This is a genomic window from Anoxybacillus sp. FSL W8-1294, assembly GCF_037965005.1.
In the GTDB taxonomy this organism is placed as follows: domain Bacteria; phylum Bacillota; class Bacilli; order Bacillales; family Anoxybacillaceae; genus Anoxybacillus; species Anoxybacillus flavithermus_G.
Window position 1 is genome coordinate 2,409,532 of sequence record NZ_CP150179.1, and the last position, 25,469, is coordinate 2,435,000.

26 protein-coding genes, 14 tRNA genes, 2 rRNA genes and 1 pseudogene (1 of these 43 running past the window's edge) are annotated in these 25,469 nt (G+C 37.5%); 1 reads left to right on the forward strand and 42 read right to left on the reverse strand.

The annotated features are described in order from the left end of the window. Nucleotides 1–208: 208 nt before the first annotated feature. From NSQ23_RS13000 to queG, 4 genes are all read right to left on the reverse strand, one after another. Entirely contained in the window at nucleotides 209–2,104 is a 1,896-nt protein-coding gene (locus NSQ23_RS13000; RefSeq protein WP_064214619.1) for a PrkA family serine protein kinase, read from the reverse strand. A gap of 281 nt (nucleotides 2,105–2,385) precedes the next feature. Further along, nucleotides 2,386–2,868 (reverse strand): tRNA (uridine(34)/cytosine(34)/5-carboxymethylaminomethyluridine(34)-2'-O)-methyltransferase TrmL, encoded by a 483-nt coding sequence (trmL, locus tag NSQ23_RS13005; RefSeq protein WP_339171186.1) that lies wholly within the window; start codon nucleotides 2,866–2,868, stop codon nucleotides 2,386–2,388. Nucleotides 2,869–2,870: 2 nt separating this feature from the next. Then, the gene (locus NSQ23_RS13010; RefSeq protein ID WP_339171188.1) at nucleotides 2,871–3,728 is read right to left on the reverse strand and encodes an amidase domain-containing protein; all 858 of its coding nucleotides are present in this window, start codon (nucleotides 3,726–3,728) and stop codon (nucleotides 2,871–2,873) included. A gap of 57 nt (nucleotides 3,729–3,785) precedes the next feature. Further along, entirely contained in the window at nucleotides 3,786–4,922 is a 1,137-nt protein-coding gene (gene queG, locus NSQ23_RS13015; RefSeq protein ID WP_339171190.1) for a tRNA epoxyqueuosine(34) reductase QueG, read from the reverse strand. A 61-nt stretch (nucleotides 4,923–4,983) separates the two neighbouring features. Between queG and NSQ23_RS13020 the strand changes: the two genes are divergently transcribed. Beyond that, nucleotides 4,984–5,646, forward strand: coding sequence for a phenylalanine--tRNA ligase beta subunit-related protein (locus tag NSQ23_RS13020; RefSeq protein WP_339174419.1), 663 nt, complete (start codon nucleotides 4,984–4,986; stop codon nucleotides 5,644–5,646). A gap of 81 nt (nucleotides 5,647–5,727) precedes the next feature. Here the strand turns inward: NSQ23_RS13020 and NSQ23_RS13025 are convergent. The 38 genes and pseudogenes from NSQ23_RS13025 to NSQ23_RS13210 form a co-directional block, all read right to left on the reverse strand. Next, nucleotides 5,728–5,801: transfer RNA gene (locus tag NSQ23_RS13025), tRNA-Gly, on the reverse strand. 442 nt (nucleotides 5,802–6,243) lie between these two features. Beyond that, a pseudogene (locus NSQ23_RS13030) lies at nucleotides 6,244–6,931 on the reverse strand (IS982 family transposase); the annotation flags it as partial. 295 nt (nucleotides 6,932–7,226) lie between these two features. Next, on the reverse strand, nucleotides 7,227–7,607 hold the full coding sequence (locus NSQ23_RS13035; protein WP_051035038.1) for a hypothetical protein: 381 nt from the start codon (nucleotides 7,605–7,607) through the stop codon (nucleotides 7,227–7,229). A gap of 325 nt (nucleotides 7,608–7,932) precedes the next feature. Then, complete coding sequence (locus NSQ23_RS13040; RefSeq protein WP_339171193.1) at nucleotides 7,933–8,511, reverse strand: Ig domain-containing protein; 579 nt, start codon at nucleotides 8,509–8,511, stop codon at nucleotides 7,933–7,935. 128 nt (nucleotides 8,512–8,639) lie between these two features. Then, nucleotides 8,640–8,981 (reverse strand): hypothetical protein, encoded by a 342-nt coding sequence (locus NSQ23_RS13045; protein ID WP_339171196.1) that lies wholly within the window; start codon nucleotides 8,979–8,981, stop codon nucleotides 8,640–8,642. A gap of 650 nt (nucleotides 8,982–9,631) precedes the next feature. Then, the gene (locus tag NSQ23_RS13050) at nucleotides 9,632–10,909 is read right to left on the reverse strand and encodes a phage portal protein (protein WP_339171198.1); all 1,278 of its coding nucleotides are present in this window, start codon (nucleotides 10,907–10,909) and stop codon (nucleotides 9,632–9,634) included. 57 nt (nucleotides 10,910–10,966) lie between these two features. Continuing rightward, on the reverse strand, nucleotides 10,967–12,262 hold the full coding sequence (locus NSQ23_RS13055; RefSeq protein ID WP_339171200.1) for a DNA packaging protein: 1,296 nt from the start codon (nucleotides 12,260–12,262) through the stop codon (nucleotides 10,967–10,969). A gap of 379 nt (nucleotides 12,263–12,641) precedes the next feature. Next, on the reverse strand, nucleotides 12,642–12,827 hold the full coding sequence (locus NSQ23_RS13060; protein ID WP_339171202.1) for a hypothetical protein: 186 nt from the start codon (nucleotides 12,825–12,827) through the stop codon (nucleotides 12,642–12,644). Nucleotides 12,828–12,901: 74 nt separating this feature from the next. Beyond that, nucleotides 12,902–13,312: a hypothetical protein gene (locus NSQ23_RS13065; RefSeq protein ID WP_339171205.1), complete on the reverse strand. Its 411-nt coding sequence runs from the start codon at nucleotides 13,310–13,312 to the stop codon at nucleotides 12,902–12,904. 58 nt (nucleotides 13,313–13,370) lie between these two features. Continuing rightward, on the reverse strand, nucleotides 13,371–14,882 hold the full coding sequence (locus tag NSQ23_RS13070) for a hypothetical protein (protein ID WP_339171207.1): 1,512 nt from the start codon (nucleotides 14,880–14,882) through the stop codon (nucleotides 13,371–13,373). Nucleotides 14,883–15,140: 258 nt separating this feature from the next. After that, the gene (locus NSQ23_RS13075) at nucleotides 15,141–15,344 is read right to left on the reverse strand and encodes a hypothetical protein (protein ID WP_339171210.1); all 204 of its coding nucleotides are present in this window, start codon (nucleotides 15,342–15,344) and stop codon (nucleotides 15,141–15,143) included. A 22-nt stretch (nucleotides 15,345–15,366) separates the two neighbouring features. Continuing rightward, a complete protein-coding gene (locus tag NSQ23_RS13080) occupies nucleotides 15,367–16,179 on the reverse strand; it encodes a hypothetical protein (protein ID WP_339171212.1) in 813 nt (270 codons plus the stop codon). Nucleotides 16,180–16,412: 233 nt separating this feature from the next. Next, nucleotides 16,413–16,592 carry a helix-turn-helix transcriptional regulator gene (locus NSQ23_RS13085; protein WP_339171214.1) on the reverse strand — a complete coding sequence of 60 codons (180 nt, stop codon included), beginning with the start codon at nucleotides 16,590–16,592 and terminating at the stop codon, nucleotides 16,413–16,415. 110 nt (nucleotides 16,593–16,702) lie between these two features. After that, the gene (locus NSQ23_RS13090) at nucleotides 16,703–17,554 is read right to left on the reverse strand and encodes a DUF5309 family protein (protein ID WP_339171217.1); all 852 of its coding nucleotides are present in this window, start codon (nucleotides 17,552–17,554) and stop codon (nucleotides 16,703–16,705) included. 54 nt (nucleotides 17,555–17,608) lie between these two features. Continuing rightward, entirely contained in the window at nucleotides 17,609–18,076 is a 468-nt protein-coding gene (locus NSQ23_RS13095; protein WP_339171219.1) for a hypothetical protein, read from the reverse strand. A 17-nt stretch (nucleotides 18,077–18,093) separates the two neighbouring features. Beyond that, nucleotides 18,094–18,375, reverse strand: a complete 282-nt coding sequence (locus tag NSQ23_RS13100; RefSeq protein WP_339171221.1) for a hypothetical protein — start codon at nucleotides 18,373–18,375, stop codon at nucleotides 18,094–18,096. Further along, nucleotides 18,375–18,821 carry a hypothetical protein gene (locus NSQ23_RS13105; RefSeq protein ID WP_339171223.1) on the reverse strand — a complete coding sequence of 149 codons (447 nt, stop codon included), beginning with the start codon at nucleotides 18,819–18,821 and terminating at the stop codon, nucleotides 18,375–18,377. Before NSQ23_RS13105 ends, NSQ23_RS13100 begins: the two co-directional genes overlap by 1 nt. Before the next feature lie 13 nt (nucleotides 18,822–18,834). Next, nucleotides 18,835–19,239 carry a hypothetical protein gene (locus tag NSQ23_RS13110; RefSeq protein WP_339171226.1) on the reverse strand — a complete coding sequence of 135 codons (405 nt, stop codon included), beginning with the start codon at nucleotides 19,237–19,239 and terminating at the stop codon, nucleotides 18,835–18,837. Further along, on the reverse strand, nucleotides 19,232–19,453 hold the full coding sequence (locus tag NSQ23_RS13115; RefSeq protein WP_339171229.1) for a BhlA/UviB family holin-like peptide: 222 nt from the start codon (nucleotides 19,451–19,453) through the stop codon (nucleotides 19,232–19,234). Before NSQ23_RS13115 ends, NSQ23_RS13110 begins: the two co-directional genes overlap by 8 nt. A gap of 881 nt (nucleotides 19,454–20,334) precedes the next feature. Further along, nucleotides 20,335–21,126 carry a hypothetical protein gene (locus tag NSQ23_RS13120; protein WP_339171231.1) on the reverse strand — a complete coding sequence of 264 codons (792 nt, stop codon included), beginning with the start codon at nucleotides 21,124–21,126 and terminating at the stop codon, nucleotides 20,335–20,337. A gap of 170 nt (nucleotides 21,127–21,296) precedes the next feature. Beyond that, nucleotides 21,297–21,482, reverse strand: a complete 186-nt coding sequence (locus tag NSQ23_RS13125; RefSeq protein ID WP_339171233.1) for a hypothetical protein — start codon at nucleotides 21,480–21,482, stop codon at nucleotides 21,297–21,299. After that, entirely contained in the window at nucleotides 21,479–21,766 is a 288-nt protein-coding gene (locus tag NSQ23_RS13130) for a hypothetical protein (RefSeq protein ID WP_339171236.1), read from the reverse strand. The genes NSQ23_RS13125 and NSQ23_RS13130 overlap by 4 nt, the downstream gene beginning before the upstream one ends. 6 nt (nucleotides 21,767–21,772) lie before the next feature. Then, complete coding sequence (locus NSQ23_RS13135; protein WP_339171238.1) at nucleotides 21,773–22,762, reverse strand: tyrosine-type recombinase/integrase; 990 nt, start codon at nucleotides 22,760–22,762, stop codon at nucleotides 21,773–21,775. Between the two features lie 138 nt (nucleotides 22,763–22,900). Then, nucleotides 22,901–22,984: transfer RNA gene (locus tag NSQ23_RS13140), tRNA-Leu, on the reverse strand. 51 nt (nucleotides 22,985–23,035) lie between these two features. Continuing rightward, nucleotides 23,036–23,121: transfer RNA gene (locus NSQ23_RS13145), tRNA-Leu, on the reverse strand. 12 nt (nucleotides 23,122–23,133) lie between these two features. Further along, nucleotides 23,134–23,207, reverse strand: a tRNA-Cys gene (locus tag NSQ23_RS13150). 11 nt (nucleotides 23,208–23,218) lie between these two features. Then, nucleotides 23,219–23,290 (reverse strand) — tRNA-Gly (locus NSQ23_RS13155). 5 nt (nucleotides 23,291–23,295) lie between these two features. After that, nucleotides 23,296–23,370 (reverse strand) — tRNA-Gln (locus NSQ23_RS13160). Between the two features lie 17 nt (nucleotides 23,371–23,387). Then, nucleotides 23,388–23,463, reverse strand: a tRNA-His gene (locus tag NSQ23_RS13165). Nucleotides 23,464–23,471: 8 nt separating this feature from the next. Continuing rightward, nucleotides 23,472–23,545, reverse strand: a tRNA-Trp gene (locus tag NSQ23_RS13170). A 4-nt stretch (nucleotides 23,546–23,549) separates the two neighbouring features. After that, a tRNA-Tyr gene (locus NSQ23_RS13175) sits at nucleotides 23,550–23,634 on the reverse strand. 5 nt (nucleotides 23,635–23,639) lie between these two features. Further along, nucleotides 23,640–23,715, reverse strand: a tRNA-Thr gene (locus tag NSQ23_RS13180). 39 nt (nucleotides 23,716–23,754) lie between these two features. Continuing rightward, a tRNA-Phe gene (locus tag NSQ23_RS13185) sits at nucleotides 23,755–23,830 on the reverse strand. Between the two features lie 5 nt (nucleotides 23,831–23,835). Beyond that, nucleotides 23,836–23,911, reverse strand: a tRNA-Asp gene (locus tag NSQ23_RS13190). Nucleotides 23,912–23,916: 5 nt separating this feature from the next. Continuing rightward, a tRNA-Met gene (locus NSQ23_RS13195) sits at nucleotides 23,917–23,993 on the reverse strand. A gap of 28 nt (nucleotides 23,994–24,021) precedes the next feature. Continuing rightward, nucleotides 24,022–24,097 (reverse strand) — tRNA-Val (locus NSQ23_RS13200). Between the two features lie 10 nt (nucleotides 24,098–24,107). Beyond that, nucleotides 24,108–24,224, reverse strand: a 5S ribosomal RNA gene (gene rrf, locus NSQ23_RS13205). Between the two features lie 363 nt (nucleotides 24,225–24,587). Then, nucleotides 24,588–25,469: ribosomal RNA gene (locus NSQ23_RS13210) — 23S ribosomal RNA — on the reverse strand (it continues 2,044 nt past the right edge of the window).

A 25,469-nucleotide genomic window follows, 5' to 3' on the forward strand; every position in this document is an offset into this window, starting at 1 on the left:
TACATATGAAATAATCATGCACAAATTCTTTTTCCTCGCATACACTATGTTGGCTAATAAAAAATCATAAATGAATGGCTAGTTACTTTATCCTATGCGACGACCGAAAAAAATTGACAAATGATTGCGAAAATTGTTCAAATCCCTTTCTGAAGGACAAGCCTGTTTTATACGATGATAAAACAAAGCATGCCAAGTGCGGCATGCTTTATCGGTTTAACAAGCTTCCGACGTAACGAAGCAATTCATTTGCTGAAGTGGAGTTATAACCATACTCATCAATTAACCGCGCAACAACTTCATTAATTTTCTTGAGTTGTTGTTCATCAGGTGTTTTTGTAGACGTCGTAATTTTGACAATATCTTTTAAGTCTGCAAACAACTTTTTCTGGATCGCTTCACGCAACCGTTCGTGCGAATTGTAATCGAATCGTTGACCTTTGCGGGCATATGCTGAGATACGAATTAAAATTTCTTCACGAAATGCTTTTTTCGCATTCTCCGAAATGCCAATTTGCTCTTCAATCGAACGCATCAGCTTTTCATCTGGATTCATTTCTTCTCCTGTGAGCGGGTCCCGAATTTTCGCTTTGTTACAATACGCTTCTACATTATCTAAATAGTTATCCATTAACGTTTTTGCTGATTCTTCATACGAATAGACGAACGCTTTTTGTACTTCACGTTTTGCAATTTCATCGTATTCTTTTCTTGCAATCGAAATGAAATTTAAATAACGTTCCCGATCTTCTTTTGAAATAGACGGATGATGCTCTAGCCCTTCTTTTAATGCTCGCAATACATCTAATGCATTAATGGACGGCACTTCTTTTCGAATGATACAAGACGAAATACGATTAATAACATAACGTGGATCAATACCACTCATTCCTTCATCTGGATATTCTTTTTTCAGCTCTTCGACATCCACTTCATTAAATCCTTCAACTAACTCACCGTCATACAAGCGCATTTTTTTCACAAGGTCGATATCACCGCGCTTCGGCTCTTTCAATCGCGTTAAAATGGTAAACATCGCTGCTACCCGCAGCGTATGCGGTGCAATATGCACATCTTCTACGTCACTTTCGCGAATCATTTTTTCATAAATACGCTCTTCTTCTGACACTTTTAAGTTATATGGAATCGGCATGACGATAATTCGCGAATGAAGCGCCTCATTTTTCTTATTAGCAATAAACGAACGATACTCTGTTTCATTCGTATGAGCAACAATGAGCTCATCTGCGCTAATGAGCGCAAAACGTCCTGCCTTAAAGTTTCCTTCTTGCGTCAAAGAAAGCAAATGCCATAAAAACTTTTCATCGCATTTTAACATTTCTTGAAATTCCATAATGCCGCGATTTGCTTTGTTTAACTCCCCATCAAAGCGATATGCGCGCGGATCCGATTCGGACCCATATTGAGCAATCGTAGAAAAATCAATGCTTCCTGTTAAATCAGCAATATCTTGGGACTTCGGATCGGATGGGCTGAACGTCCCGATTCCGACACGTTTATCTTCTGAGAAAAAGATGCGTTCAACCATCACATCTTCAATGCGCCCACCGTATTCTTTTTCAAGCCGCATCATGTTTAATGGAGATAAGTTTCCTTCAATGCGAATGCCGTACTCTTTATAAAACTCGTCGCGTAAATGGTGCGGGATTAAATGAAGCGGATCTTCGTGCATCGGACATCCTTTAATGGCATATACAGCACCACGATCGGTATATGAGTACGCCTCAAGCCCTCTCTTTAACATCGTCACAAGCGTCGATTTTCCGCCGCTTACTGGCCCCATTAACAACAAAATACGTTTTCGAACATCTAATCGTTTCGCAGCTGGATGAAAATATTCTTCTACAAGACGCTCTAGCGCTTCCTCAAGTCCAAACAACTGGCCGCTAAAAAAGTTGTATTTTTTCTTCCCATCCACTTCTTCTACGCCCGCATCTTTGATCATATTGTAAACGCGAGAATGAGCAGACTGAGCTACCCATGGCTTTTCTTTTACGATTTCTAAATATTCCGCAAATGTCCCTTCCCACTTTAACTTCTGTTCTTCTTCTCTATATTTTTGTATTTTTTTTAAAATGTCCATACACGGACCTCCTCCACCGTTGTGATCTAGCATTGTGATTAATACCATATGTATGCAAGGATGTCCGTAATCATTCGTGAAAGTATGGCTTTCATCCCGACATGCAATTAAGCTATAATGAAAACGTGGACATTTGTTGTCACTTCATCAAGGGAGGAGATTGTATATGAAGACGCTTCTCATTCTTGGCGTAATCGCTGCCTTTTTGGTGGCGATCTTCACCGCAGGATATAATGATAAGCCAGAAGTAAAAAATTAAGCGACTTTCATTCGAAAGTCGCTTAAAATACGTTTGGAAAGTTTTGTTGTCTTAACGCTTCATACACGAGGATAGCAGCTGTGTTCGATAAATTGAGCGAACGGACGTATTCATTCATCGGAATACGCAAACAACGTTCCATGTTATTTTCAATTAAATCTTTCGGCAATCCGCTTGTTTCGCGACCAAAAACGAAAAAGTAGTCTTTCGTTTGATCGCTATAGTCAAAAGAGGTGTAATATTTTTCTCCAAACTTCGTAATAAAGAAAAATTGACCTTCCTTATATTTTTCGAAAAGCTCTTGTAATGAATCGTAATAATGAACGTTAACATACTCCCAATAATCTAATCCGGCACGCTTTAACATTTTGTCATCAGTTGAAAATCCGAGCGGTCGAATTAAATGTAATGACGTTCCTGTCGCCGCGCACGTACGCGCGATATTTCCTGTGTTTGCTGGAATTTCTGGTTGATATAAAACGACATGTAAAGCCACAATTTTCACCCCTATATACGATCAATAATATGAAAAAACTTATATTGAATATTTGGTGTATACGCCGTTGAATCTTCATATGACCAATACCGCATGCGGCTATTGGACGTATGGGCATTAACAAGCGGCATCCCTTGTTTATCTTTCGCCACGACAATCGTCGTATGATCAAATCGCCCGTCCCCTTGAAAATCATAACAAATGACATCACCAAGAGACAACTGTTCCGGCGATTTTTTCTCAACGGCTTGAATGCCTGTTCTCGATCCGCTTAAATACCAGCGAAACGCGTTCGCGACTGTCCACGTATAACTCCAATCGTTTTTCCTCATCCACCATCCTTTTGTTTTGTTCGGGTAGCCCATCATCGGAATGCCCCCCGCATGTAAGCATTGTGAAATAAAATTTGTACAATCTACAGAGAATTTTTGGAACGCTGGATTATAATCATTCCACCATATTTCAGCATATCGTACTGCGGCTAGTCGATCATACGTATAACGAACTCGTTCATCTTCATGACGTTCTTGTTTTTTTTCAACTTGTTCCGTCTCCATGTTAGGCAAAAGCGGGCGATCACTCACAAGCTCACGTCGTTCAAATATTGCTTCACGCATCTCTTGTTCCTCTTCAACATACATCCACCCGTCTTGCCAAATAAAAAAACGGAAATGAACGATGTAGCGGACGAACGTGTGAGAGGCAATATGTTTCTTTTCTATTACGACTCCTTTTCCTTCGCATTTCACAAGCTTCGCCTGTCGCTTCGCCAGCAGTTGCTTTTTTCGTTCCATTTCCTCATCCGTCACATTAGCCGCAAAAAAGGAACGAATACGCTGATCGAGAAGGGCGTGTAGCTGTTTTCTCATCTCGCTCACCACTTTTTCGTTTTTTAATACGTTATGTCAGGGATGAAAGAAAAACAACTACACATTTTCAAGCATCGCTAACGCGTTATCAATTTCTCGAATAACGTCCTCATCTTGTTCTTTTTCTTTTGCTTGCTGGAGCATCGGCACAACTTTCCTGTTTCCGATTTTCCCAAGCGCCCACGCCGCGGTTCCACGAATGACTGGACGTGAATCTTTTTGAAGCAATATCAATAAATCGTCGATGGCACTTTCATCTTTATAATGAGCTAATGCGATAATGGCATTCCGTTGAATCGGTTTTTTCCCACGCCATGCCCCCGATAAATGCCCAAACGTCTCTTTAAATTGGCGATTCGTCATATGAAGAATTGGTTTTAATAGCGGTTTCACCACTTCCGGATCCGGCTCCATCTCTGGATGGAAATGAAAGTCTTTTCCTTTATTTTTCGGACAAACAAGTTGACACGTATCACATCCGTACAATCGATTACCAATTTTATCGCGAAACTCATCAGGAATAAACGTTTTCGTTTGCGTTAAAAAAGCAATACATCGCTTCGCATTCAACTGTCCCCCTTGCACAAGTGCGCCTGTCGGACAAGCATCAATGCAGCGCGTGCATGTCCCGCATTGATCTTCAATTGGCGCATCCGGAGGAAACGGGATATTTGTAATCATTTCTCCTAAATATACGTACGATCCAAACTCTGGCGTAATAATTGAGCAGTTTTTCCCACTCCATCCGATACCTGCACGCTCGGCTACTGCACGATCAGCTAATTCCCCTGTATCGACCATCGATTTTACTTTTGCATCTGGTACACGTTCTAAAATAAATTGTTCTAATTTTTGTAAGCGATCGCGTAAAACAACATGATAATCTTGTCCCCAAGATGCTCGACAAAAAATGCCTCTTCGTTCTGTTTTCGTGCTTCGCGGTGCGTTTTTTAGCTTCGACGGATACGCGAGGGCAATTGCAATAATAGAACGTGCTTCTGGAAGCAATAAAGATGGGGTTGTCCGCTTTTCAATATCAGGCTCCTCAAATCCTGATTCATATCCGAGTTGTTGCTGGTGACGCAGTCGTTCTTTTAATTCGCTAAACGGATCCGCATGAGCAAAACCGATTTTATCAATGCCGATCGTTCGGCTATATTGAATGATTTCTTCCTTTAATGCTTCAACGTCCATCCCCGAATCCCTCCTTTCTTTGTTGTTTATGTTACAATGTAAAGAAAAAGGAGTGAACGATATGTTAACCATTTGTGACACAATAAAACAGCGCGTATCCCATTTTAAAATCGGTGTCCTTATATACGATCAAATCGTCGTCGGTCCGTCCCCCAACATGTTGAAAGGGAAACTTCGACAATTTCAAGAGTTGCTATATTTTGATATGGAACAAACTCCGTTAGCTGAATGGCCAGAAGTAAAAGAATGGCGGTCTGTATTTAAACAAATTGGCACAGATCCGAGCCGATATCGTCCTTCATCGGAAAGTTTGCTTCGTCGCGTACAAAAGCAAAGTTTTATTCCATCCATTCACTCGGCGGCCGATGTGAATAACTTTTTTTCCTTATATTATAAACTACCGATCGGCATTTATGATCGAGATCATCTAACAGGAGATATAGCCGTCACGATCGGTACACAAGCAGATGAATATATCGGCATCAATGATCGGACGACAAATTTTGATCGAAAACTCGTCACAAAAGACGCTCAAGGCCCGTTCGGCAGTCCAATCGTTGATTCGAAACGAACAATGGTTACAGAGCAAACAACAAATGCAATTCAAATCGTATATTTTCTGCCCTCATTTACAGAAACGCAATGTGAACAAATATTGCAAGCAATGAAAGAGATGTTTATTCAAATCCATGGGGGTACAGCTCATACACAACTCATCATATAACAAATACGGGGCGAAGCGAAATAAAAAAACGCAATGCCCCGTTCATCTTCGAAACGAAACACTGCGTTGTCCCCGTATGTATGGAGCGGGTGATGGGAATCGAACCCACGACATCAGCTTGGAAGGCTGAGGTTTTACCACTAAACTACACCCGCATCATTGTATTCACTATATCCACAATTGCCCTGCACGCTCAACTATGCCTCTTCCTCTTCCCGCTTACTCAACGATGATCGGTGCGTCGAGGCAACTCGTCGCTTATTCGACGATGTGTCGCTCGTGGCTGAGGTTTTACCACTAAACTACACCCGCATGCAGAAAAAGTAGAAATTTGTCGAATCAGATGCAAAAATAAAAACAGGAATCCCTGTTTCGTAATTACGTTTTACATTATATCGACTCCCCTCGGACAAGTCAATACGTTGTTCACAACTTTTTCAAAAATGCATCACTCATCTCTTTATAACTCATTTTTCCCTATAAAATCAATGCGCGCATATATGCCTGGACAATAATAGGCATCGTGGTTACAAATGAAGAAGAGATTTGACATAACACCTTTTGGTTTCATACACAATCAAATTCATATAATCAAAAACGATGATTTTTGCGAGATGGAGTCCAAAAAGCGATTTGGTACGCTTCATACAACTTTTTTTTGCAATTCGCTACTGATAAATCCTTTATCACCCAAATTAAAAGGATGAGGAATTTGGGTCATGACGGTTTCAGCTGCAGTTCGATCGTGACAGGACGCCTCCGTTACCACGTATCCCATGGGCAGTCCTTGGTTGGTCACCTGAAGATGGAGCTTAAATCCATAGTACCACTGCTTTTTCGATGCACAGAGACCGATGTCCGCGATTCCTTGAAATCGTTTGACTCGGTACATTCTTGCGGCATGGCACAACTCGAGTGGTATACTATCTACGACCGCATAGGCGTGGTGTTGTCCACGTTTGGCTAGCTCATGGCGGATCCATTTGATCGCAAAGCGCAGCGCTCGACAACGGCGATTGTATCGAGAACGTTCGAGAAAATGTCCATCCGTAAACAAGTTCCCAGTCACAAAGCGATGCCATGCACGTTCGGAAGAGAAGCCAAGCAGCTTTCCTAAAAGATGAATAGCAATGATCACCGTATCTTCTTGTTTCACCAAATGACGATTGCGACGTTGAAGATAGAATTGAATTTGTGACAGCTGGGCAGAAACAAAAAAGAAAATGACTGCATATTGTTTTTGAATCTTTGCTTGATCTGTAGTAAAATGAAAGGGCTCTTGCATGGGGATTCTCCTTTCGAATGTTGGATCGCACTTTCATTCTACAGGAGGTCCACAAGCAAGGGCTATTTTTATGCTTACTCGATTTTATATAGCACCACGGGTTTCTAAAAAACTGAATGAAAAATCCTTTTGTTCCGCCCTACCAAGGTGCGAAATATGAGTTAGTAACAACTTGACGCGTTCGCTTTTCTTAACGAGATAATACCGCAAAAACAACAATAAAACAAGGCGGAGCGAACCGCCTTTTAGTTGTTAATCTTTCCCATCTCTTTGTTAAAATCCATGACGAGTGGCGCTATACTTCTTCCAACTGAACTTGCTTACAAATAATTTTTAACAACGGCTCTTTATAATCAAAGGTATAGATATGAAAATGGTAAAATTCGCTTGAATTTGCTTCTACATTTTCGAAGAGAATAATAGTGAACAAGCTATCAAAATGGATATCACGCCTTGACATTTCTAGTATCTCTTTTTTTATTTTGTACTCCACATCTAGGCAATCCTTAAAATGCAACGCTAATGTCCTATTTTCCTCCCTATTCTCCTGTGTATCCCAATAATAGTCTATCGTGATAGATAGGTCTAATGGATTATTCCATTTCATATCCGTTATGATACTATCCGTGAAATCAAAATGATCTTTAATTTCTTTATAGTTGTTCGCAATGATCATTTTATTCACCTACTTTCCAAAATAAAAATGCGTCAAATGTATTCGGTAAATAAAAAACAAGGGATTTCACTTACGTGAAACCCCTTGTCCCTAAAGCCTTTCCCCTATTTTCGATGCCGATGGTGGGAGTCGAACCCACACGGGGGCTACCCCACACGATTTTGAGTCGTGCTAAAAATGGCACTTAATGGGATATATTTAAAACTACCGATGTATCAATAGTTTTCCTGCAACATTTTTTCTGATTCAAAAAAATACTCATACGACTTTAATTTTTCTTACAATATATCATACATAATTTATCCCCTTTTTTCAATATTAATTTTTAAACAACAGCCGTTTCACATCTCAAAATAATCAATCCGCTTTTCGTATAGTTTATATGAGTAACCTTATATCTAGCCCCTGCGACTTCATAAATATCATTCAATTTTATCTTTCTTGTAAATTTATTATCTTGAAGCGTCACAAGAATTTCACTATCAGACGTTCTGATTTGACCGCCATCAATTACAACTTTTTGCTGTTCAACGATACAAGAAAAATCTTCATAAACTGGATCAGTAGTTTTATATTGTTCTTCTCCCCATGGTGTTGTACCGATAAGAATTTGTTGCCCTTCTTGAACCATAACTCTTATTGTATGAGTACATTTTCGCATGAGTGCCTTCTTATATTGTTTCCCTTCCGTCACATCAGACACAATAAGATAGTTTTTTCCATTGTGTAGAATTAAATTTCCACGTTGAATGTTAGAAAGAGTATAAATATATATATCTTCATAATCTCCGACTTTTTCATTCTGTACAATACATTTTTTCGATACATTGTCGATATTAACCGTTTCCCCGACTGTATCAAGAAGAAATTGAAAATCGGAAGTGTCAAAAGCGAAAGGATTCATTTTTTAACCTCCTTTTGAAGTAACATCATCAGTCATATCATGTATAGTCGGAAGTAACATCATAAAGTAAAGACTATGTAAAGACCTCTTTACTACGCAAGTAAAGAGGGAACGAATAACGCTCCCTCTTAAGAATTAAACAACATAAATACATTTCCTCGTTGATTCTCTTCATCTGTTTTCATTTGACGGATTTTTCTCTCTAATTGATCTATACGATTCATAAGATTTTCATGAAAATCACTAATCGTCATATCGTCAAGTTTGTATGTTTTCATTAAAGAAGGATTGTTGGCGATTGATTCGAGAATACTTAATGCAGTTTTATAAATGTTACGTTTATTTGTTGCGCTTGCTGGATTATATTCATCGTGCGGATTAAGTCCATTTTCAGCAAGGTAAACCGCTAATTCGTTTTGATCTAAATCAATACCTTTTGTTTCAAGCATAAGGCGTTGAAGATTCGTCATATACATCATTTCCTTTCATTTTATTTTCGTGGAATGGGTAACCATAGGCAAAGCGAATTTATTTATAATAGAAACGAGCGATATTTCATCTATGTTAAAAAAACGTTGATATATAGGCATTTTTTGAATGTATAGTGAATGTGCGAAAAGTATTGAAATATCAACGTTTTTGAAAGGTGAGAAATTAAAAGAAGTCGTCCGATTTTCAGCGACAAGCGTCAAGAGGTCGTCCGAAATTGAAAAATTTTTCGTGGGTGTGTAAAATGACTTGCTACGGGCAAATTTTGGCAATTAAGGGGTATCTGAAACTGTATTTTCAATCGCCTGTATAATGTTTGTTATATGGGCAATTCTGCCGATAACATGCATTATGTTAACTAGAGTATATTTTTACCTAATTTTTACCATATTTTATGTAATTTTTTACATTTCTAAGCCCATCTATACGCCTAGCCCATTTTGTACTTGACCGCCTGCCCTGCCCATGCCCTGCAACCTTTTTTAAAAAAAATTGGCTTCCTGCGCCCCTATTCATAACAGGCGCGCGCAGGCGGATATTTTAATGTCAAGTATTTTCCCTTTACACATCTACATTTTCATTAAACACAATATCTTGCGTCTTATTATTAACTCCACTACTATATGTAGTGTTATTTTTCTTCCTTCAATCTCATAAGTTCTTGTTGCACATCATTTACATATGGATTCTTTTCGATCATCGTTTGTATACTCAATCCACCTATTTCACGCAATGCTTTCATATTCTCGATAATTTCTTTATTACTTGAAGGTAATGCATACTGGAATACCATTCCTAACGAATTAAATTCTTCATCTGTAAACGTTACGCCTTTATATTCAAGTAACTTCCGTATTCTCTCAAAACGTTGCTCAATACCTTCTCTCATGTACTGCTCATTTATTGACGCTTTAATTTCAGCAAGTTGGAATAAAAGTTTAATCGAAACCTCCGACAAATTGCTTATGTCTGTCTTATTTAAACTTACTGCTGGTGTCTGTGATATATCTAACAATGCTTGCAACAATGTTTTATACAATGTTTGGAATGTTTGATAATCTGTTTTATTCGATTCTAAACGAAACTCGCCACCGTCATCAAGGTTAATACCTTTACCTACAAAATCATTAGGTAATTCACCTTTTAACTGTTGACCAATTGAAACTGCAATCGGATCCATGAATTTATAAAATGTGTCCATGTATTTACTGATTAAATCTTCCATGTTGTCAAGGATACTTATCCAATCCTCTAATTCGCTTCTACCTGTACTTTCATCAACTTCATTTACTGTTTTAAACACAATAGGCAATCCCGAAAGATTCGCATATCTTCCTGTTAAACGCAATTGACCGCCTTTATTATTATAAGTTTCAACTGTATCTTCTGAATACACAACATAATAATCTATACCATCCACCATGTATGCCTGTATAAATGCAATCATTTCATTTTCATGATTCCATATTGGATAGCCTTCTGACGCATCAATGAGTTTACTTTTTATTGTGTTCTTATCTAAATAAACATACTCAAACACTTGCCCATATTTAAGCATTTTGTCAAGAATACGATAATTAAGCCGGTCATATTTCCCTTGTTTGTTTACTTTTTGATACTCTTTTACAATTCTTTCTTTACCTGTCATTGTGACAGGATTTTGCAACAAAAATGATACTTGAAAGTTCAATAGCGTCTTTGCATATTGGAGAATAATTTTTCGTGGATGAAATTCTTTACCATTATAAATGTACGGCTGCTTTTGTAATATCTTATGACTTCCGTTCAAATATTCCTTTAGGTTTAACACATTCATTACTCTTTGCTGATTCGATACACTCTGCACTTCTTCAATAAACCAGTCCGAACGCCCTTCATGATATTCCTTAATATATTGTTGAAGATTCATTCTATACATCCCCTTTCAAGAAAATAAAAAAGATGACTCCGCAAAGTTATGGAGTCATCAAATATCAACATAGTATTTTGCCTGTTTCATGGCTTGACATGCCATAGCCACTGAAATTACAAGGTCATCGTGATTGTTTTGACCTTTCTTGTTGCCCATCTTTCCTTTGTGTTCTTGATATATCTTCATTTCTTCAAGCGTCCGTACACATTCAATATTAATCATGTTAAGTTCAAACATCTCTTTCATATCATTTATGATTATCGGCTTTGTTACATTTGTCGTTTGGAAACCAAGTTGCATTTTACGCTTTCCACGCTGGTCAAACACCTTTTGCTTCAGTAAGTTCATATATCCGTATTCTTTTCTTAAACGTTCCAGCAAAGGTAAACCGTATGAGTTACGCTCAACGCAAATAAAAGCATAATTAAAAAATCTACCTAAAGCATCCACTATTTCAGCGAATTTATAAACTGGAATGTCATTTGCATAGAATGAAGCAACTTGTTGCCCATCTGCATCAAATATACTCATTGTTGAATAGTCGCCACCTTGTCCGCTTGACACGTCCACGCCTGCATACATACGCATTTTTGACTTTGGAAGATGATAGATGAAAAGATTTTTGTTTATATACGGTTTTAAGGTATCGGGTAAAACTCCCATGACCTCTTTTGTTTCCAAAGGTTGTATCACATATTGCAATCGTTCAATAATTTTTGCAGTATCGAATACTGACTTATTCGTTTCCATAAACGCTTCATCGGGAGTTGTCGGAAATTCACGTCTAAATTTTTCCAAACTGTTTGTTTGTATATAATATCTGCGAAACATTAACTGTCTATATGTAGCACCGTATTTATCTCTTAAAATCTTTTCATCATGCTCAAGGTCATCATATGTCATTCTGCGCCCTTGATTATTAGCCCGAAACCATGCTTCTGCTCCATCGAATACTTGTTTAAATTGTGTTTGATACGCTTTTGCAAGCCATGAGAAAAAGAACGCCTTCCAAACGCTCTCTTTGTCACGATATGCTTTCATAAACATTTCTTGATATGTGTTATATCCGTATGCTGTGGACTCAATAATGATTGCACTAGATTCATTCTTTGCTAATGCAGGAATACACGTTGCAATTATTTCCTCTTGTACTTGTGCAGGATACTTCGCCATTTCTGAAAGATGAATGAATTGAAAAGTGTTCCCCGAAATTGAATCTTCACCGTTAGCAGTTGCAATAATGACCCTGCTTCCATTCTCTAAATATAGTTCGTCTCTGTTATTTAAAAGTGTTTTAGGAAACAAATTCGGATACTTATCATGTGGAAGATTTTTATACATCTTTTTCAATTTCACAAAGAGTGATTTACTGACGCTTGCATGATGTGTCATGATGATATAGTTAGTGTCGGGCTTTGTACATGCACTATAAAGCATGTATGCAAGAGATAGGGTAGTGAATCCTATTTGCAATTGCCTTCATGTAAGTTCGCTACACTTACACCGTCCAGTTATAGACTGCTCTACATTGCTGTAGAGATGAGACCATATCTTCTACCTAATATTAGGTAGCCCCCCGTTTCGAGTGCCAATCGCTTGCACCCTACGAGCAAATGCTCTGGTCGTTACACCTTCCGTATTTCTACGGCTTGGCTCGGTATTGTCCATGTAGGAGTTTCACCGAGTTAGAGGGGTTTAAGTATGCCATCACTGACATACTGCGCCATCATTAACGCCCTTTTAGGATTATATTGTACTTCCCCATCTCATTTATAAATTGCTCTTGTTCGGCATTCAAAATAAACGGTACAGTATCACCGTTGTTATCAATAATTTTAATAAAATTTTTTGCGAACAGTTTAAAATCGTTCATAATTATCTTTAACTTTTCTTCTTTTGTCAATCGTTTAGCCAATCAATTTCACCTCCTACAAAAAAAGCAAAGTATCAATTTTGATACCCTGCTTAAAACCGACATATTTGTCTGTTTTAAATCTCTAAATCGTCATCATCTTCTTCTTGTACTTTCTCTTGTTTTGTTTGTGTCCGATTCATCGACTTTTGCAATTGTGTCATATCTTTATGCATTTGCAAAAAGAGTTTCACCGCCTTTTCATCACCTTGTTTTGCTTTTTCTGAAACAACATCATACACAGTTTCAAGGTCACGTTGCATTTTGCCACGCATATAAGTCATATACAATTCAAAATACTCATCCGTCTGCTCCCAATTATGAAAGACGGTCATTGACTTTCTATCCGCCCATTTTAAAAATTCTTCATCAGACATAGAAATAATATGTTTATTTTTCGGTGTCCGTATTTGAAACTTCCGCATGAAATATGCTCTCTTGCGCCAATCGACTTTTTCAAGTGCTTTATGTATGCCTTGATTTTTCATTATTTATCCTCCTCTATATTTGATTAAATAAAAAATGGACTAGCAAAACGCTAGTCCATCAATCTAATTCATCAAGAAAACTTAAATCATCGTCATGTACTTTCACTTTTTTGTCAATTTTATCAAGCCATGCATTCAATTTACTTTGTCGTTCTTGACGTTCTTTTTCTGATTGTTCCTGCTCTTTTTCTTCTTTTTCTAATTCTTCAGCAACAATAGCCGCAATGTCTATGATTTCACGCTTTCTTTTTTGTTCTGCTTCCCTTTTTGCTCTTTCCGCCATTTTCACATATTCATTTTCAACTTTTTTCGCAACAACTTTCACCGTTTCATTTTTTTGTGTCGGGAAAAATTCATCAAATACTTTATTTTTGATTAATTCACCTTTTTGGTTGGTCAACATTTCCCCTGTTTTCACATGCTCAATGTACAGTTCCCATCCTCTTTGAATCATATCTGGACGATTTTCATATCTAATTATGCCATTTTCATGTGTAGCAGGTTGAAAAACTTGCATTTTTACTTCTGCATCGAGATGTTGTCCATAGTACGAATAGAAAATACAGTCAACATCATTCACATCAATTGTATCAATATTCTTTTCATCAACTTCAACAATATCGCCATTTTTCAATCGTACTGCATTTGTCATTTGTTTAAGCATTTCTTGTTCTACTTTACGTTTTTCATCTTTTACTTTCTCTTGTGCTTCTTTCATTAATGATTCAACAATATATTTACCTTTTTCATTTTTACTAATTGCATTAATTCTTGCTTCTGCCTGCTTCTTTAATTTCTCGTCATTTGTCGTGAGATAAATGTAAAAATCATTAGTAGTTAATTGTGAACCTTTTACATACCAGTTGTGTTCTCTTGTTTCTTCTTGTTCATTGTCTGTGCTTATGTTATTATTTTCTTGTACAGTTTGAACGGTTTCTTTAGATGATGTTGTCACTTGTTTGGCAACATCTTTTTCTTTTTGTTCGACTTTTTCTTTTACGATAGGAAGGTAGTATATATTCTTCTCTTGTTTCTTCTGTTTTCTGCCAGCAACATCTTCATCTGTATATTTTCCTTCACGTTTGCAAATGATTCCTTTGTCGATTACTCGTTTAAGTTTTGATATAGTTTGTGTTCTTGAAAGTTCCAGTAATGTTCCCCATTGAGAAAGCGAAAACTCAACTATTTTTTCTTTTGTTCTTGCGACGCAGACATAGACATAATAATCATATACATCAGAAAACGAACGGAATTTTTCATACGTTATCGGCTCATAGCCACCTTCAATTTTACAGAAGGAAATAATCATTAATTCATTATTATTTTTAGTATCATTAAATTGAATAATTCGTTTTTGTTTAAGTGATTGAAGTAACTCTTTAATCTTTTTAATGTTTTGTGATTTCTTTGAATTAAATATAATTAATTGTGCTAATAAATCAATATTAATATAAACTTTATTTTCATATGTTTGTAATGTGGCTAATTGTGAATAGAAATATAATTCATTTACATTTAACTTTTGCTCATGATTAAATTGAGTAAATACATTATAAATTTTAATATACATATTAGATTCCTCCTGGTTATTTAGATTCTCTTATAATTTTTAAAATACAAAAACTAAACTACAAAAACTTACTCACTTACCATCCTATCTGTTAGTAAGTAAGTTTATCTGTTTATTATAGTATATCTGTTATACAGTTAAATTTCGCTCAAATTTCATACCCAAAATTTAACCACCCCTAGTTAAATTTCGGTCAAATTTCATACCCAAAATTTAACCACCCCTAGTTAAATTTTGGTCACGATTCATACCTAAAATTTAACTAGTTAAATTTCGGTCTTTATTGTACCCTTTTTTTAACCACTCGTCAATAGATTCTTGTAAACTTTCTGATTTCTCGAAAAGATAGAAGATGAAGCCATTTTTAACGCTTCGTGCTTTTGTAATGTATTCAATATTCTTCTTATAACGCAAAAAATCAGCCAGCCGTTTGTCATAGCAAAAGAAATAATTTTTAGCCATTTTTGATTACCTCCATTTCAAATTAACAAAATGTTGTATATTTCATTTTTCTTGTGCTAGTTAGCGCAAATGAAACTAAATTCGGTATTTGATCTTTCGATTGAATACGATATGTATAATCATCTTGTGTTTTGAATTGTGCTAGTAAGTTAAATTGCTTATTCGGTAACTCTATCGGAAAATCAAAAAACCCTTGCAACTCTGCAAGGGCAATGTCTGTTTCAAGATAACCTTTATCATTCAATTTAATTTTGGATTTAAGATTGTATTTTTGTTGAATATGTAAATAATCGGCTTTTGTTGTTTCATTGAGTAAATTAATCAATTCATCAAAGCCTAATAAATGTAAATATGTATTATGTATTTTTTTAAACTTTTCGGAATAATGACCCAAAAAAGATGAATCAATTGCGAGAAGAATCATTTTACCTTCTTTTGTCGATGGTAAAGGTAAACCGTAAAAAGACCACATTGTAAGAGTTGTAGACATGGCATATTTCTTTGTATAGTTTCCTGCGTGTACCTTCAATATTGCGTTAATGTTTGCTGTAAGAGGATTCACATAGTCATCTTCATTAATTCTTACTACATGATTGCACCATGATTTGCCCCGATGGAGTGCTAAGTCAATTCCTATGGCTTTGCGTTTATCTTCTTTATCAGCAACGAATATATCTTCAAAATCGTAAAAGTAATTAATTTCATTTTCTTTTACATGCTTTTCAATAGCACAACCTACGAGTGAATCTAAATCATCAGTTAAAATAAGTGTATTTTGTTTTGGTGTATAGTCCGAACACCAAGCAGGGAATAATTCTCTTAATTTCTGTTTCATCTAATTCAAGTGAAAGAAAGAGAACACTCCCGCCGTCCTTTTAGAACAAACTCAAAATAAATATTGATTTTTTTCGTCAATAACCCCTATCCATCATGACGATGAATAGGTTTCCTCCTTTTACTCCAAAGAAAATTTTTGTTTTTTGAAGTAAAAGGAGGCGGTCATGACGTGTTCTTAATACCTTTCTTCACTTTCTCGCCTCCTTTTTCTTTTTTTTTGATTAATTAGAATTATTTTTGGTCTATGTAGCGTCTGTATAGTTCAACTTTCTCTTTCTTCATGCCACATTCTCCACGTTCATAACGGGATAAAAGCGACTGCGAGCAATTCAAATATTCTGCAAGTTCTTTTTGTGAAATTCCTTTTTTTCTGCGTCTCAAAAGGTACTCATCACGCAATTTGATATTCATTTTCTCACCTCCTTAAAATTTCTAGGGATCTTCAAAAATATGAGTAAATTTTTTATAAAAAAGAGGATACAAGCAAAATGCAAGTATCCCCTTTTTTGATATTATATGTATTAAGCAGTGATTTCAAAAGAAACTGCTGCTTTATCATTTAAAAGATTTACGCCTGCTTGAGTTTCTAAATAGATAGATTGTTTAGAACCACTTACTGCTTCAACTTGAGCATGGAATGGAATAAGTACAGGCATTTCAAGATAGTTAGGATTTACTGCAAAGAATTTGTTGTTGCCTAATTCTTCACAAAGAATGAAATTAACTGTACCGAATACAGTAATGTATTGTTCCATGTCAAAGCCCAAGAATTTATCTCTAGCGTAAAATTCAACGTTTCCTAATTCATTTAATTGCTTTTTGATACGTGCAGGAACAAATACAAGGATTTCATCAGAAACGCCTGCATCGTAAAGTTTGCCGATTGCTTCTTCAAAAGCATCAGCAGTTAATGCGCCAGTTACACGATGGTCTGCGTGAATTTGTGCAAGGATACCATCAGTTGTGTAAACTCCGTTAGAATATCCTTTAGTACCATGAATAAATTTATTTTCCATTCTGCGTTTAATGGCTTTAGTTTTCTTTTCAACTTCATGGGCTAAAAGGTCATTAATACCAACTGCTTTTGAATATTGCGCCGTATTTGTTACAGTAGCAGTCGCAGCGAAAATCTCAAGGTAGTTATCACGTGGAGTAAGAGTATCTTTTACAAATGCAGGAGCATCCCCACCTTCTGCAAGCGTTACTGCGCTATCTGCAATATCTTCCGTAATCCAATGCACTTGTGGGCTAGTTGCTTTTACTGTTTTAGACATTAAGAAAGTAACGAAAGGATTTTGTTTTTTATTCACTTCAATAAGAACATCTTTTAAATCATAATTTTGACCTACTGCAAAATCTTTACTTGTAAACATTAATATCATCCTCCATTAATTTTTTAGTTTTATAAATAAAAACGACATGAAAGATTATTCCTTCATGCCGAATAACACTTTAATCATGTTTTTTGTATTACCTTGTTTCTTTGCTTGTTCATAAATAGTCATTTGCTTATGATCCGCAGGTACATAGCCTGTTTCGATTTTAATTTCATTTACAATAGAAGTTAGTTTCTTCACAACATCTTTTAATTCATCTTCATTAGATACTTTTACAATATCAGCGAATTTCTCAAGTCCATTTTCCTTCAATGTTAAATGCACTTGTTTTTGAAATAGTTCTTGTTCCTTTTCAGCAATCTCTTTTTGTTTCTCTGTTTCATTTGAAAGCATTTCCTCCATTTTTTCCATTTTGGCAACTAGTTCAAGATATGTTTTCATATCTACCGTTTGTGTTTCGGCTTGTTGTGGCTCTTGTTGTTGTTGTTGGTCTTGTTGTTGCTCTTGTTGTTGTTGTTCTTGTGTTGTTTCAGTTTGAGTAACTTTTTCATCAGACATACTATCTACCTCCATTTTTATTTAGAAAATTGAATTTTTACCGAATCCCTAACGAGAATCGGTTTATTATTGTAAACTGCAGAAAACTCAAAGATAATTTTACTATGATTCATCGGGAGTACATAATCATAAAAATAAACACCAACATTTTCCTTGTTGCTGTCTGTAAGAGCAATTTGTTCAATTTGTTGTTTATTGCTATCGTAAATTGTCAACTTTACATCAGCAGGATTAACGGATTGCCCATCAAACGTGCGAAAATGACATTTTAAACGTACTGTATCGCCTGCAAGTGCCATCATATCACCTCCACGCTTGAAGGATTCTCTAATGCGTATGTATTAGACAGATTTTCTTCATGATGAGCATAAGCATATATTTTTATTATTTCTTTTTTCGTCTGATATGAAATATTTGTATGAATCGGCTTTGCGAAAATGGAAATATTTCTATCTTCATTTTTTGTAAGCGTTTGTTTTTGCCCTATAACCGTTTCAAAATGAACAGGCAATATAAAACTATTCACCGACACATATTCACGTCTATGACGATATACAAGCGTCTGAATGTGTTTTGCATATGAACTAACTTCTCGACTTTCTTTTTTCGCTTCTTTTTTTAATTGTACAGAAGATGAGATGTGTTTTGCGTATGATACAGTTTCCCGACTTTCATTCTTTGCTTGTGTGCTTCTATTTGTATTAGAAATTATTTTTTTAGCATATGAAACAATCTCAATATACATAAATAATCACCGTCTATTGTTGCGGCACTTGAATTTTTACGCTCAATGTAAGTTCATCTTGTGCGGTTTCAAATGTGAAAGGTTGAAATGTTTCTTCTGTCATAATTCGATTTTTTGCATCTAACACTTGAATTTTCGCAACTGTTGAAGGCAGGGAAACATCAGCACCAGTTAGAGTTAATGAAATTTCAAGTACTGGGTTAGACTCAATCTCAACTGTTTTAAAAATCTCCTCGCCCCAAGGCGTTTTACCTGTTTTAATTTGTTGTGTTCCTTTGGTATGTGCCCATCTTGCCTTCACGCCATCAATATTTGTAGTGAATACTTGAGCATTTCCATCTAACAATACAACTTTATTCCAATTTTGTACAATATGCTCACGAATAGAAACATACCCATTTGCTGTAATTTCAGCCATTCATCGACACCTCCATTTTTTCAATTTTCTTTTCAATTCGTTCGATTGCATGAACGATGCGCTCTTGGGCTTCATTTTGCTTCTCAATTTGTGCAAGAAGTTTTTCTTCACGCTGTTTTGATTCTTTCCTTGTATCAATCAGTAACCAAACGAAAAGGACGGCAAATACACCGTTTGAGACAAAATGCTCGATCGGAATAGATGTAATGTCCATTGTCAACGCCTCCTTTCGCAAAAAAGTAAAAAATATGAGAAAAAAAGAAATAAAAAAAGAGTGAGCATTTAGCCCACTCTCAAGAAAATGGAGGCGAAAAAGCGAAAGAAGAAGATCAAAAATGAAACAAGAATTAATTAAATATGACAAAAGATTCTCGTATTGTTGAAGAAGGGAGACACCCTTCATTCAGTGTCGAGTGATCGGCACTCAATGAAAAATACCTCCTCATAAATATAGACTTTTTTTAATAAATATCGTATTTTTATATATTTTACCCACATACATTTTATAGTATCCATAATATAGCAATTTAAACGAAAATTTTTCACGATTTTTCCCACTTTTTAATATTTTTCTACAAACAGACTGTTTACCTTCCTTTGTAGGTTATTAACTAATTTTGTAAAAACCTCGAAAAGTATTGATATTACTGTGTTTTTTGTGTTTTAATGGAACACTGAGTTTTTAAGCATATTATGAAATACCTTCTTTTTTATTAATTTCTTTCCTTAACTCTCTTTCTTTTTCTTTCCAACATTTATTACAATATTTCTGTCTATTCGAGGAAACTTCGATTCTCTTTCCACACACTTCACATTTATTTATTTTGACAGTTTTTGCCCAAATTATATAAAAATATATACTCCTCATAATATAGCATTTTTTAAAGATTTTTTTCACGATTTTTTTACGAAAATCCATGCATTTTATACAAATTGACCGTTTACCTTCCTTAGTAGACCATTATCTCAAAATCGACTTCAGACCGCATGGCTGTAGGGATAAGAGCATTTTTTATAAAAATTATTTTTATTAAAAGTGACTTGAGTCTTACAGTATCAAGCACTTTAACGATTTTTCGTTTGTCCACGCTTTTTTTAACTTGCATATTCTTCATACATTTCCATCCATGTATTTTCATATTCACGATCAAGAATAGCACCCACAATCGCATAATAGTAGCCAAACACATTCCGTACTTTACGCCCGGATTTAATATTTCTGATTAATTGTTTAAATGAATCAATAGCAAGCGAAACTTTATCATCTATACTCATATAAGTATAGTAATACGTTTGGATAGTAATGACCTTCCATAATTCCTCGATTGTTTTTGCATCGTTGAAGAAGTATTTCACAAAATCACGAAACTCTGCTGGTACTCTATTGCTTGTAAATGAAGCGTCTAATGTTTCATTACGTTTATTTATATTATTGCTAGTTTCTAAAAGATTATTAGTTTTATATGCTCCGTCAATTTTCGCACTTTCTGCTACGTCAATTGTAGACGAATCAGAAACAATTTGTGAAATTTGTGACTGGTAACGTTGAAATATATAAACATTATGGGATTGTTTTCCATTTTCTTTTGTAGTATTGCGGACAATCAAAAGACCGAATTTCTTTGCTTTCCGCAACATACGCTCAAATGTAGAACGTGAAATTTCTTGACCTGCTACATGACATGCCGAAACAAGCGTTTGAATTTTCGCATTGCAAACACCAGCGACACGTGCGGAGTATCTAATTAAACGTTTTAAAGCGATCAATTCCGATTTTGTGAATTTAGATTTCAAATCAATCATCCACTGTTCGATGTTATTGTTAAAATCTCGAATATCCCGAAATTGACTTAAATGTTTGAATTGTTCAATGTTACCTGCTTTCATTATCTATCCTCCTATCGAATGTATGTTCGATAGGATAAACATATTGAAATAAGCATACATCTTGCATGTTTTTAAAAAATATTGTATGCTTTAAGTACATGAACTGTTTTCAATATGTCTATCCTATCGGATTGGGAGTGATGCGCCAACATCACTCCCGCTTTTTTTTGTTAGTGCGTAAACGATAGTGCTTCAAAAGCGTTTTGTGCATCTTGAAGTGCTTGATTGAGAAATGATGTATCTTTTCCTTCACGCTTTGCTTGTTCAATGTCTTTTCGCATCTGTTGAATGTGAGAATATAGCGCAACTTTAATAGTGACTAGTTCGGTTTCAGTGAGTTTTAAAGTTTTCATCATGCTACCGCCCCTTTCTTCACTCTTGCCTCAAACTCTGCGTATAAATGCCACTCTGGAGCATCAGAACAAAATGTATTGATCGCTTGCTCATATGTGATACGATGATATTGTGAGCCGTCAAAGACTTCGATAATATATAAATCGTCAAGTTGAATTTCATCGTTATTTTCGAGAAGAAGCGAAACTGTTTGATTCTCGATAATTAATGTGCCGAGAATGTAATGTTCCAAAAATGCGTCAATTTTTCGAATCGTTTGATTCATGTGATCAGTTAAGATGTTCATATTTGATTACCTCCTTCTTTTACTTGAAAACACATTTTCAATGGGCGAAAATGATTTATGCTTTTCAATCACATCATCAGAAAAAAGATTGACGTAATGTTTAACCATTTCCATTGAAGAATGCCCTAGAACCGCTTGAAGTTCGAAGATTCCAGCACCTGCTTCAACAGAAAGCCGTGCGAAGGTGTGGCGAAATTTATGGCAAGTTGCATGAATACCACATTTCTTTCCGTACGATTCAATTTGCGCCTGCATTTGTCGTTTTGTTAAAGGAGTATCATCAACAGAAACAAATAGATAATCATGATCTAATGTGCCACGAATGGATAAATATTTTTTTAATTGTTCTTTCATTTGTTTTTGAATCGGTACATATCGTTGCCTGTAACCTTTTGTATTTTGAATAAGGATTCGTGAACGCTGAAAATCTATATCTGATAATCGAATCCCGACACATTCACTTGCTCGTATTCCTGTTTCAAGTAAAAGCATCATTATCGTTAAATCTCTTACGCCAGTAAAAGTCCTTAAATTCGGCTGTTTAAAGAGGGTATGAATTTCTTCTTTTGTAAAAGTCGGCACTGCTTTCTTTCGGTCTTTGAGTAATTTGATTTCATAAAAAGGATTTTGTTTTTTAGAAATGATTTTTTCCCGTTCAAGAAAGTTAAAAAACGCTCTTAATGCACGCAGCCGAGTATTGATTGTTACCGTTTTACAATTTTTTTGATTCTTCATATACAAAATGACATTCTGTTTAATGATTTCTGGTGTCATTCTGTAAATATTAACTTCCATTTCTTGTTCACGAAGAAGTTTGTAAAATACGGACATTTCATTTCTGTAATATTGAATAGTTTGAGGACGACAATTCCGTATTTCACAGTCTTCAAGAAATTTTTCCAGTGCTATTTGAAAATCAATAGCATCAGATTGGATAGAATTTGCGTGCATTTCAAAAATTTCATCAGGGGATAAATTATTGTTACGCCTTGCCAAAATATCACCCTTTCAGCAAGTCGTATGAGAAAATAATGAATCAGATTTTTTAATGAGGAATCGTATGGGGATAAAATAAAAAAGGATTCCTACATCTCGCAGGAATCCTTTATACATCGTTATTTCCCTATTTAACAGTGCCGATGGTGGGAGTCGAACCCACACGGGGGCTACCCCACACGATTTTGAGTCGTGCGCGTCTGCCAGTTCCGCCACATCGGCATAAAACAATTAAATTGTATCATGCTATCTTATTTTGTCAAGCCTTTTCAGTGCCGAGAGCCGGACTCGAACCGGCACGGTAGTCACCTACCGCAGGATTTTAAGTCCTGTGCGTCTGCCAATTCCGCCACCCCGGCGCATAAAAAAAATGGAGGCGGCAACCGGATTCGAACCGGTGGTAAAGGTTTTGCAGACCTCTGCCTTACCACTTGGCTATGCCGCCGTGAAACAAAGAGCGGAAGACGGGACTCGAACCCGCGACCCCCACCTTGGCAAGGTGGTGTTCTACCACTGAACTACTTCCGCATATATGGCTGGGGTAGCTGGATTCGAACCAACGCATCACGGAGTCAAAGTCCGTTGCCTTACCGCTTGGCTATACCCCAATGTTTTAAAACGGATATGGGGCGACTAGTGGGAATCGAACCCACGAATGCCAGAGCCACAATCTGGTGCGTTAACCACTTCGCCATAGCCGCCATGTTTTTGGCAGGGGCAGTAGGAATCGAACCCACACCGGAGGTTTTGGAGACCTCTGTTCTACCATTAAACTATGCCCCTAAGATGGTGGAGGGGGACGGATTCGAACCGCCGAACCCAAAGGGAGCGGATTTACAGTCCGCCGCGTTTAGCCACTTCGCTACCCCTCCGCAGATGGTGCCGGCTGCAGGACTTGAACCCGCAACCTACTGATTACAAGTCAGTTGCTCTACCAATTGAGCTAAGCCGGCACATTATACATATTTATACGAAGCCGACATGATTCAAAATGGTGGCTCGGGACGGAATCGAACCGCCGACACAAGGATTTTCAGTCCTTTGCTCTACCGACTGAGCTACCGAGCCGTACATGGCGGTCCCGACGGGACTCGAACCCGCGATCTCCTGCGTGACAGGCAGGCATGTTAACCACTACACTACGGGACCAACTTTGGTTGCGGGGGCAGGATTTGAACCTGCGACCTTCGGGTTATGAGCCCGACGAGCTACCTGGCTGCTCCACCCCGCGATGATAAAAGTAAACCAATGTTCATATATGGTGGAGGATGACGGAATCGAACCGCCGACCCCTTGCTTGTAAGGCAAGTGCTCTCCCAGCTGAGCTAATCCTCCATTTCATCTTGCCCGGCAACGTCCTACTCTCGCAGGCGGTGTCCCGCCAACTACCATCGGCGCTGGAGAGCTTAACTTCCGTGTTCGGGATGGGAACGGGTGTGACCTCTCCGCCATCGTCACCGAGCAATAATGCTTTAGACAAATGTTATTATAACGGAATATTTTTTGTTGTCAAGCATTTTTTTATTCCTTCAAAACTAGATAACAGAACAGTCGCCTTCGCTTTTCGTGATGTCTAGCTTCGAACTAACATCCTCCTACGCCTTTCGCTTTTTCCGTTCGACGTGCACGCACGTCTTCGTCAAAAGCTTTCGGCTCCGTCGGATGTTTTCTTGACTACGTCAAGAACCGTTCTCCGCTTTTCTTTTGTCTAGCTGCGGCTCCTAGCCCCTCGAATCGCTTCAGTCCTGCTGTGGCGGCAACAGCCTCCTCGCAGGCCTTTCGCGTTCTTCGTGGCTGGACAGTCGCCTCCGCTTTTCGTATGTGTTTAGTTAAGTCCTCGATCGATTAGTATCCGTCAGCTGCACGTGTCGCCACGCTTCCACCTCGGACCTATCTACCTTGTCATCTTCAAGGGATCTTACTCGCTTGACGCGATGGGAAATCTCATCTTGAGGGGGGCTTCACGCTTAGATGCTTTCAGCGCTTATCCCTTCCGCACATAGCTACCCAGCTGTGCCCCTGGCGGGACAACTGGTACACCAGCGGTGCGTCCATCCCGGTCCTCTCGTACTAAGGACAGCTCCTCTCAAATTTCCTACGCCCGCGACGGATAGGGACCGAACTGTCTCACGACGTTCTGAACCCAGCTCGCGTACCGCTTTAATGGGCGAACAGCCCAACCCTTGGGACCGACTACAGCCCCAGGATGCGATGAGCCGACATCGAGGTGCCAAACCTCCCCGTCGATGTGGACTCTTGGGGGAGATAAGCCTGTTATCCCCGGGGTAGCTTTTATCCGTTGAGCGATGGCCCTTCCATTCGGAACCACCGGATCACTAAGCCCGACTTTCGTCCCTGCTCGACTTGTAGGTCTCGCAGTCAAGCTCCCTTCTGCCTTTACACTCTTCGAATGATTTCCAACCATTCTGAGGGAACCTTTGGGCGCCTCCGTTACGCTTTGGGAGGCGACCGCCCCAGTCAAACTGCCCACCTGACACTGTCTCCCACCCCGATCAGGGGTGCGGGTTAGAATCTCAGTACGACAAGGGTGGTATCCCAACGGCGACTCCACCTAGACTGGCGTCCAGGCTTCTCAGTCTCCCACCTATGCTGTACATGTCGCACCAACATTCAATATCAGGCTGCAGTAAAGCTCCACGGGGTCTTTCCGTCCTGTCGCGGGTAACCTGCATCTTCACAGGTACTA

Coding starts and splice junctions, on each gene's coding strand:
- NSQ23_RS13000 (WP_064214619.1), bottom strand. CDS start 2,104: ATGGACATTTTAAAAAAAATACAAAAATATAGAGAAGAAGAACAGAAG.
- NSQ23_RS13010 (WP_339171188.1), bottom strand. CDS start 3,728: ATGAGAAAACAGCTACACGCCCTTCTCGATCAGCGTATTCGTTCCTTT.
- queG (WP_339171190.1), bottom strand. CDS start 4,922: ATGGACGTTGAAGCATTAAAGGAAGAAATCATTCAATATAGCCGAACG.
- NSQ23_RS13020 (WP_339174419.1), top strand. CDS start 4,984: ATGTTAACCATTTGTGACACAATAAAACAGCGCGTATCCCATTTTAAA.
- NSQ23_RS13035 (WP_051035038.1), bottom strand. CDS start 7,607: ATGATCATTGCGAACAACTATAAAGAAATTAAAGATCATTTTGATTTC.
- NSQ23_RS13040 (WP_339171193.1), bottom strand. CDS start 8,511: ATGAATCCTTTCGCTTTTGACACTTCCGATTTTCAATTTCTTCTTGAT.
- NSQ23_RS13045 (WP_339171196.1), bottom strand. CDS start 8,981: ATGACGAATCTTCAACGCCTTATGCTTGAAACAAAAGGTATTGATTTA.
- NSQ23_RS13050 (WP_339171198.1), bottom strand. CDS start 10,909: ATGAATCTTCAACAATATATTAAGGAATATCATGAAGGGCGTTCGGAC.
- NSQ23_RS13065 (WP_339171205.1), bottom strand. CDS start 13,312: ATGAAAAATCAAGGCATACATAAAGCACTTGAAAAAGTCGATTGGCGC.
- NSQ23_RS13070 (WP_339171207.1), bottom strand. CDS start 14,882: ATGTATATTAAAATTTATAATGTATTTACTCAATTTAATCATGAGCAA.
- NSQ23_RS13075 (WP_339171210.1), bottom strand. CDS start 15,344: ATGGCTAAAAATTATTTCTTTTGCTATGACAAACGGCTGGCTGATTTT.
- NSQ23_RS13080 (WP_339171212.1), bottom strand. CDS start 16,179: ATGAAACAGAAATTAAGAGAATTATTCCCTGCTTGGTGTTCGGACTAT.
- NSQ23_RS13085 (WP_339171214.1), bottom strand. CDS start 16,592: ATGAATATCAAATTGCGTGATGAGTACCTTTTGAGACGCAGAAAAAAA.
- NSQ23_RS13090 (WP_339171217.1), bottom strand. CDS start 17,554: ATGTTTACAAGTAAAGATTTTGCAGTAGGTCAAAATTATGATTTAAAA.
- NSQ23_RS13095 (WP_339171219.1), bottom strand. CDS start 18,076: ATGTCTGATGAAAAAGTTACTCAAACTGAAACAACACAAGAACAACAA.
- NSQ23_RS13100 (WP_339171221.1), bottom strand. CDS start 18,375: ATGGCACTTGCAGGCGATACAGTACGTTTAAAATGTCATTTTCGCACG.
- NSQ23_RS13105 (WP_339171223.1), bottom strand. CDS start 18,821: ATGTATATTGAGATTGTTTCATATGCTAAAAAAATAATTTCTAATACA.
- NSQ23_RS13110 (WP_339171226.1), bottom strand. CDS start 19,239: ATGGCTGAAATTACAGCAAATGGGTATGTTTCTATTCGTGAGCATATT.
- NSQ23_RS13115 (WP_339171229.1), bottom strand. CDS start 19,453: ATGGACATTACATCTATTCCGATCGAGCATTTTGTCTCAAACGGTGTA.
- NSQ23_RS13120 (WP_339171231.1), bottom strand. CDS start 21,126: ATGAAAGCAGGTAACATTGAACAATTCAAACATTTAAGTCAATTTCGG.
- NSQ23_RS13125 (WP_339171233.1), bottom strand. CDS start 21,482: ATGATGAAAACTTTAAAACTCACTGAAACCGAACTAGTCACTATTAAA.
- NSQ23_RS13130 (WP_339171236.1), bottom strand. CDS start 21,766: ATGAACATCTTAACTGATCACATGAATCAAACGATTCGAAAAATTGAC.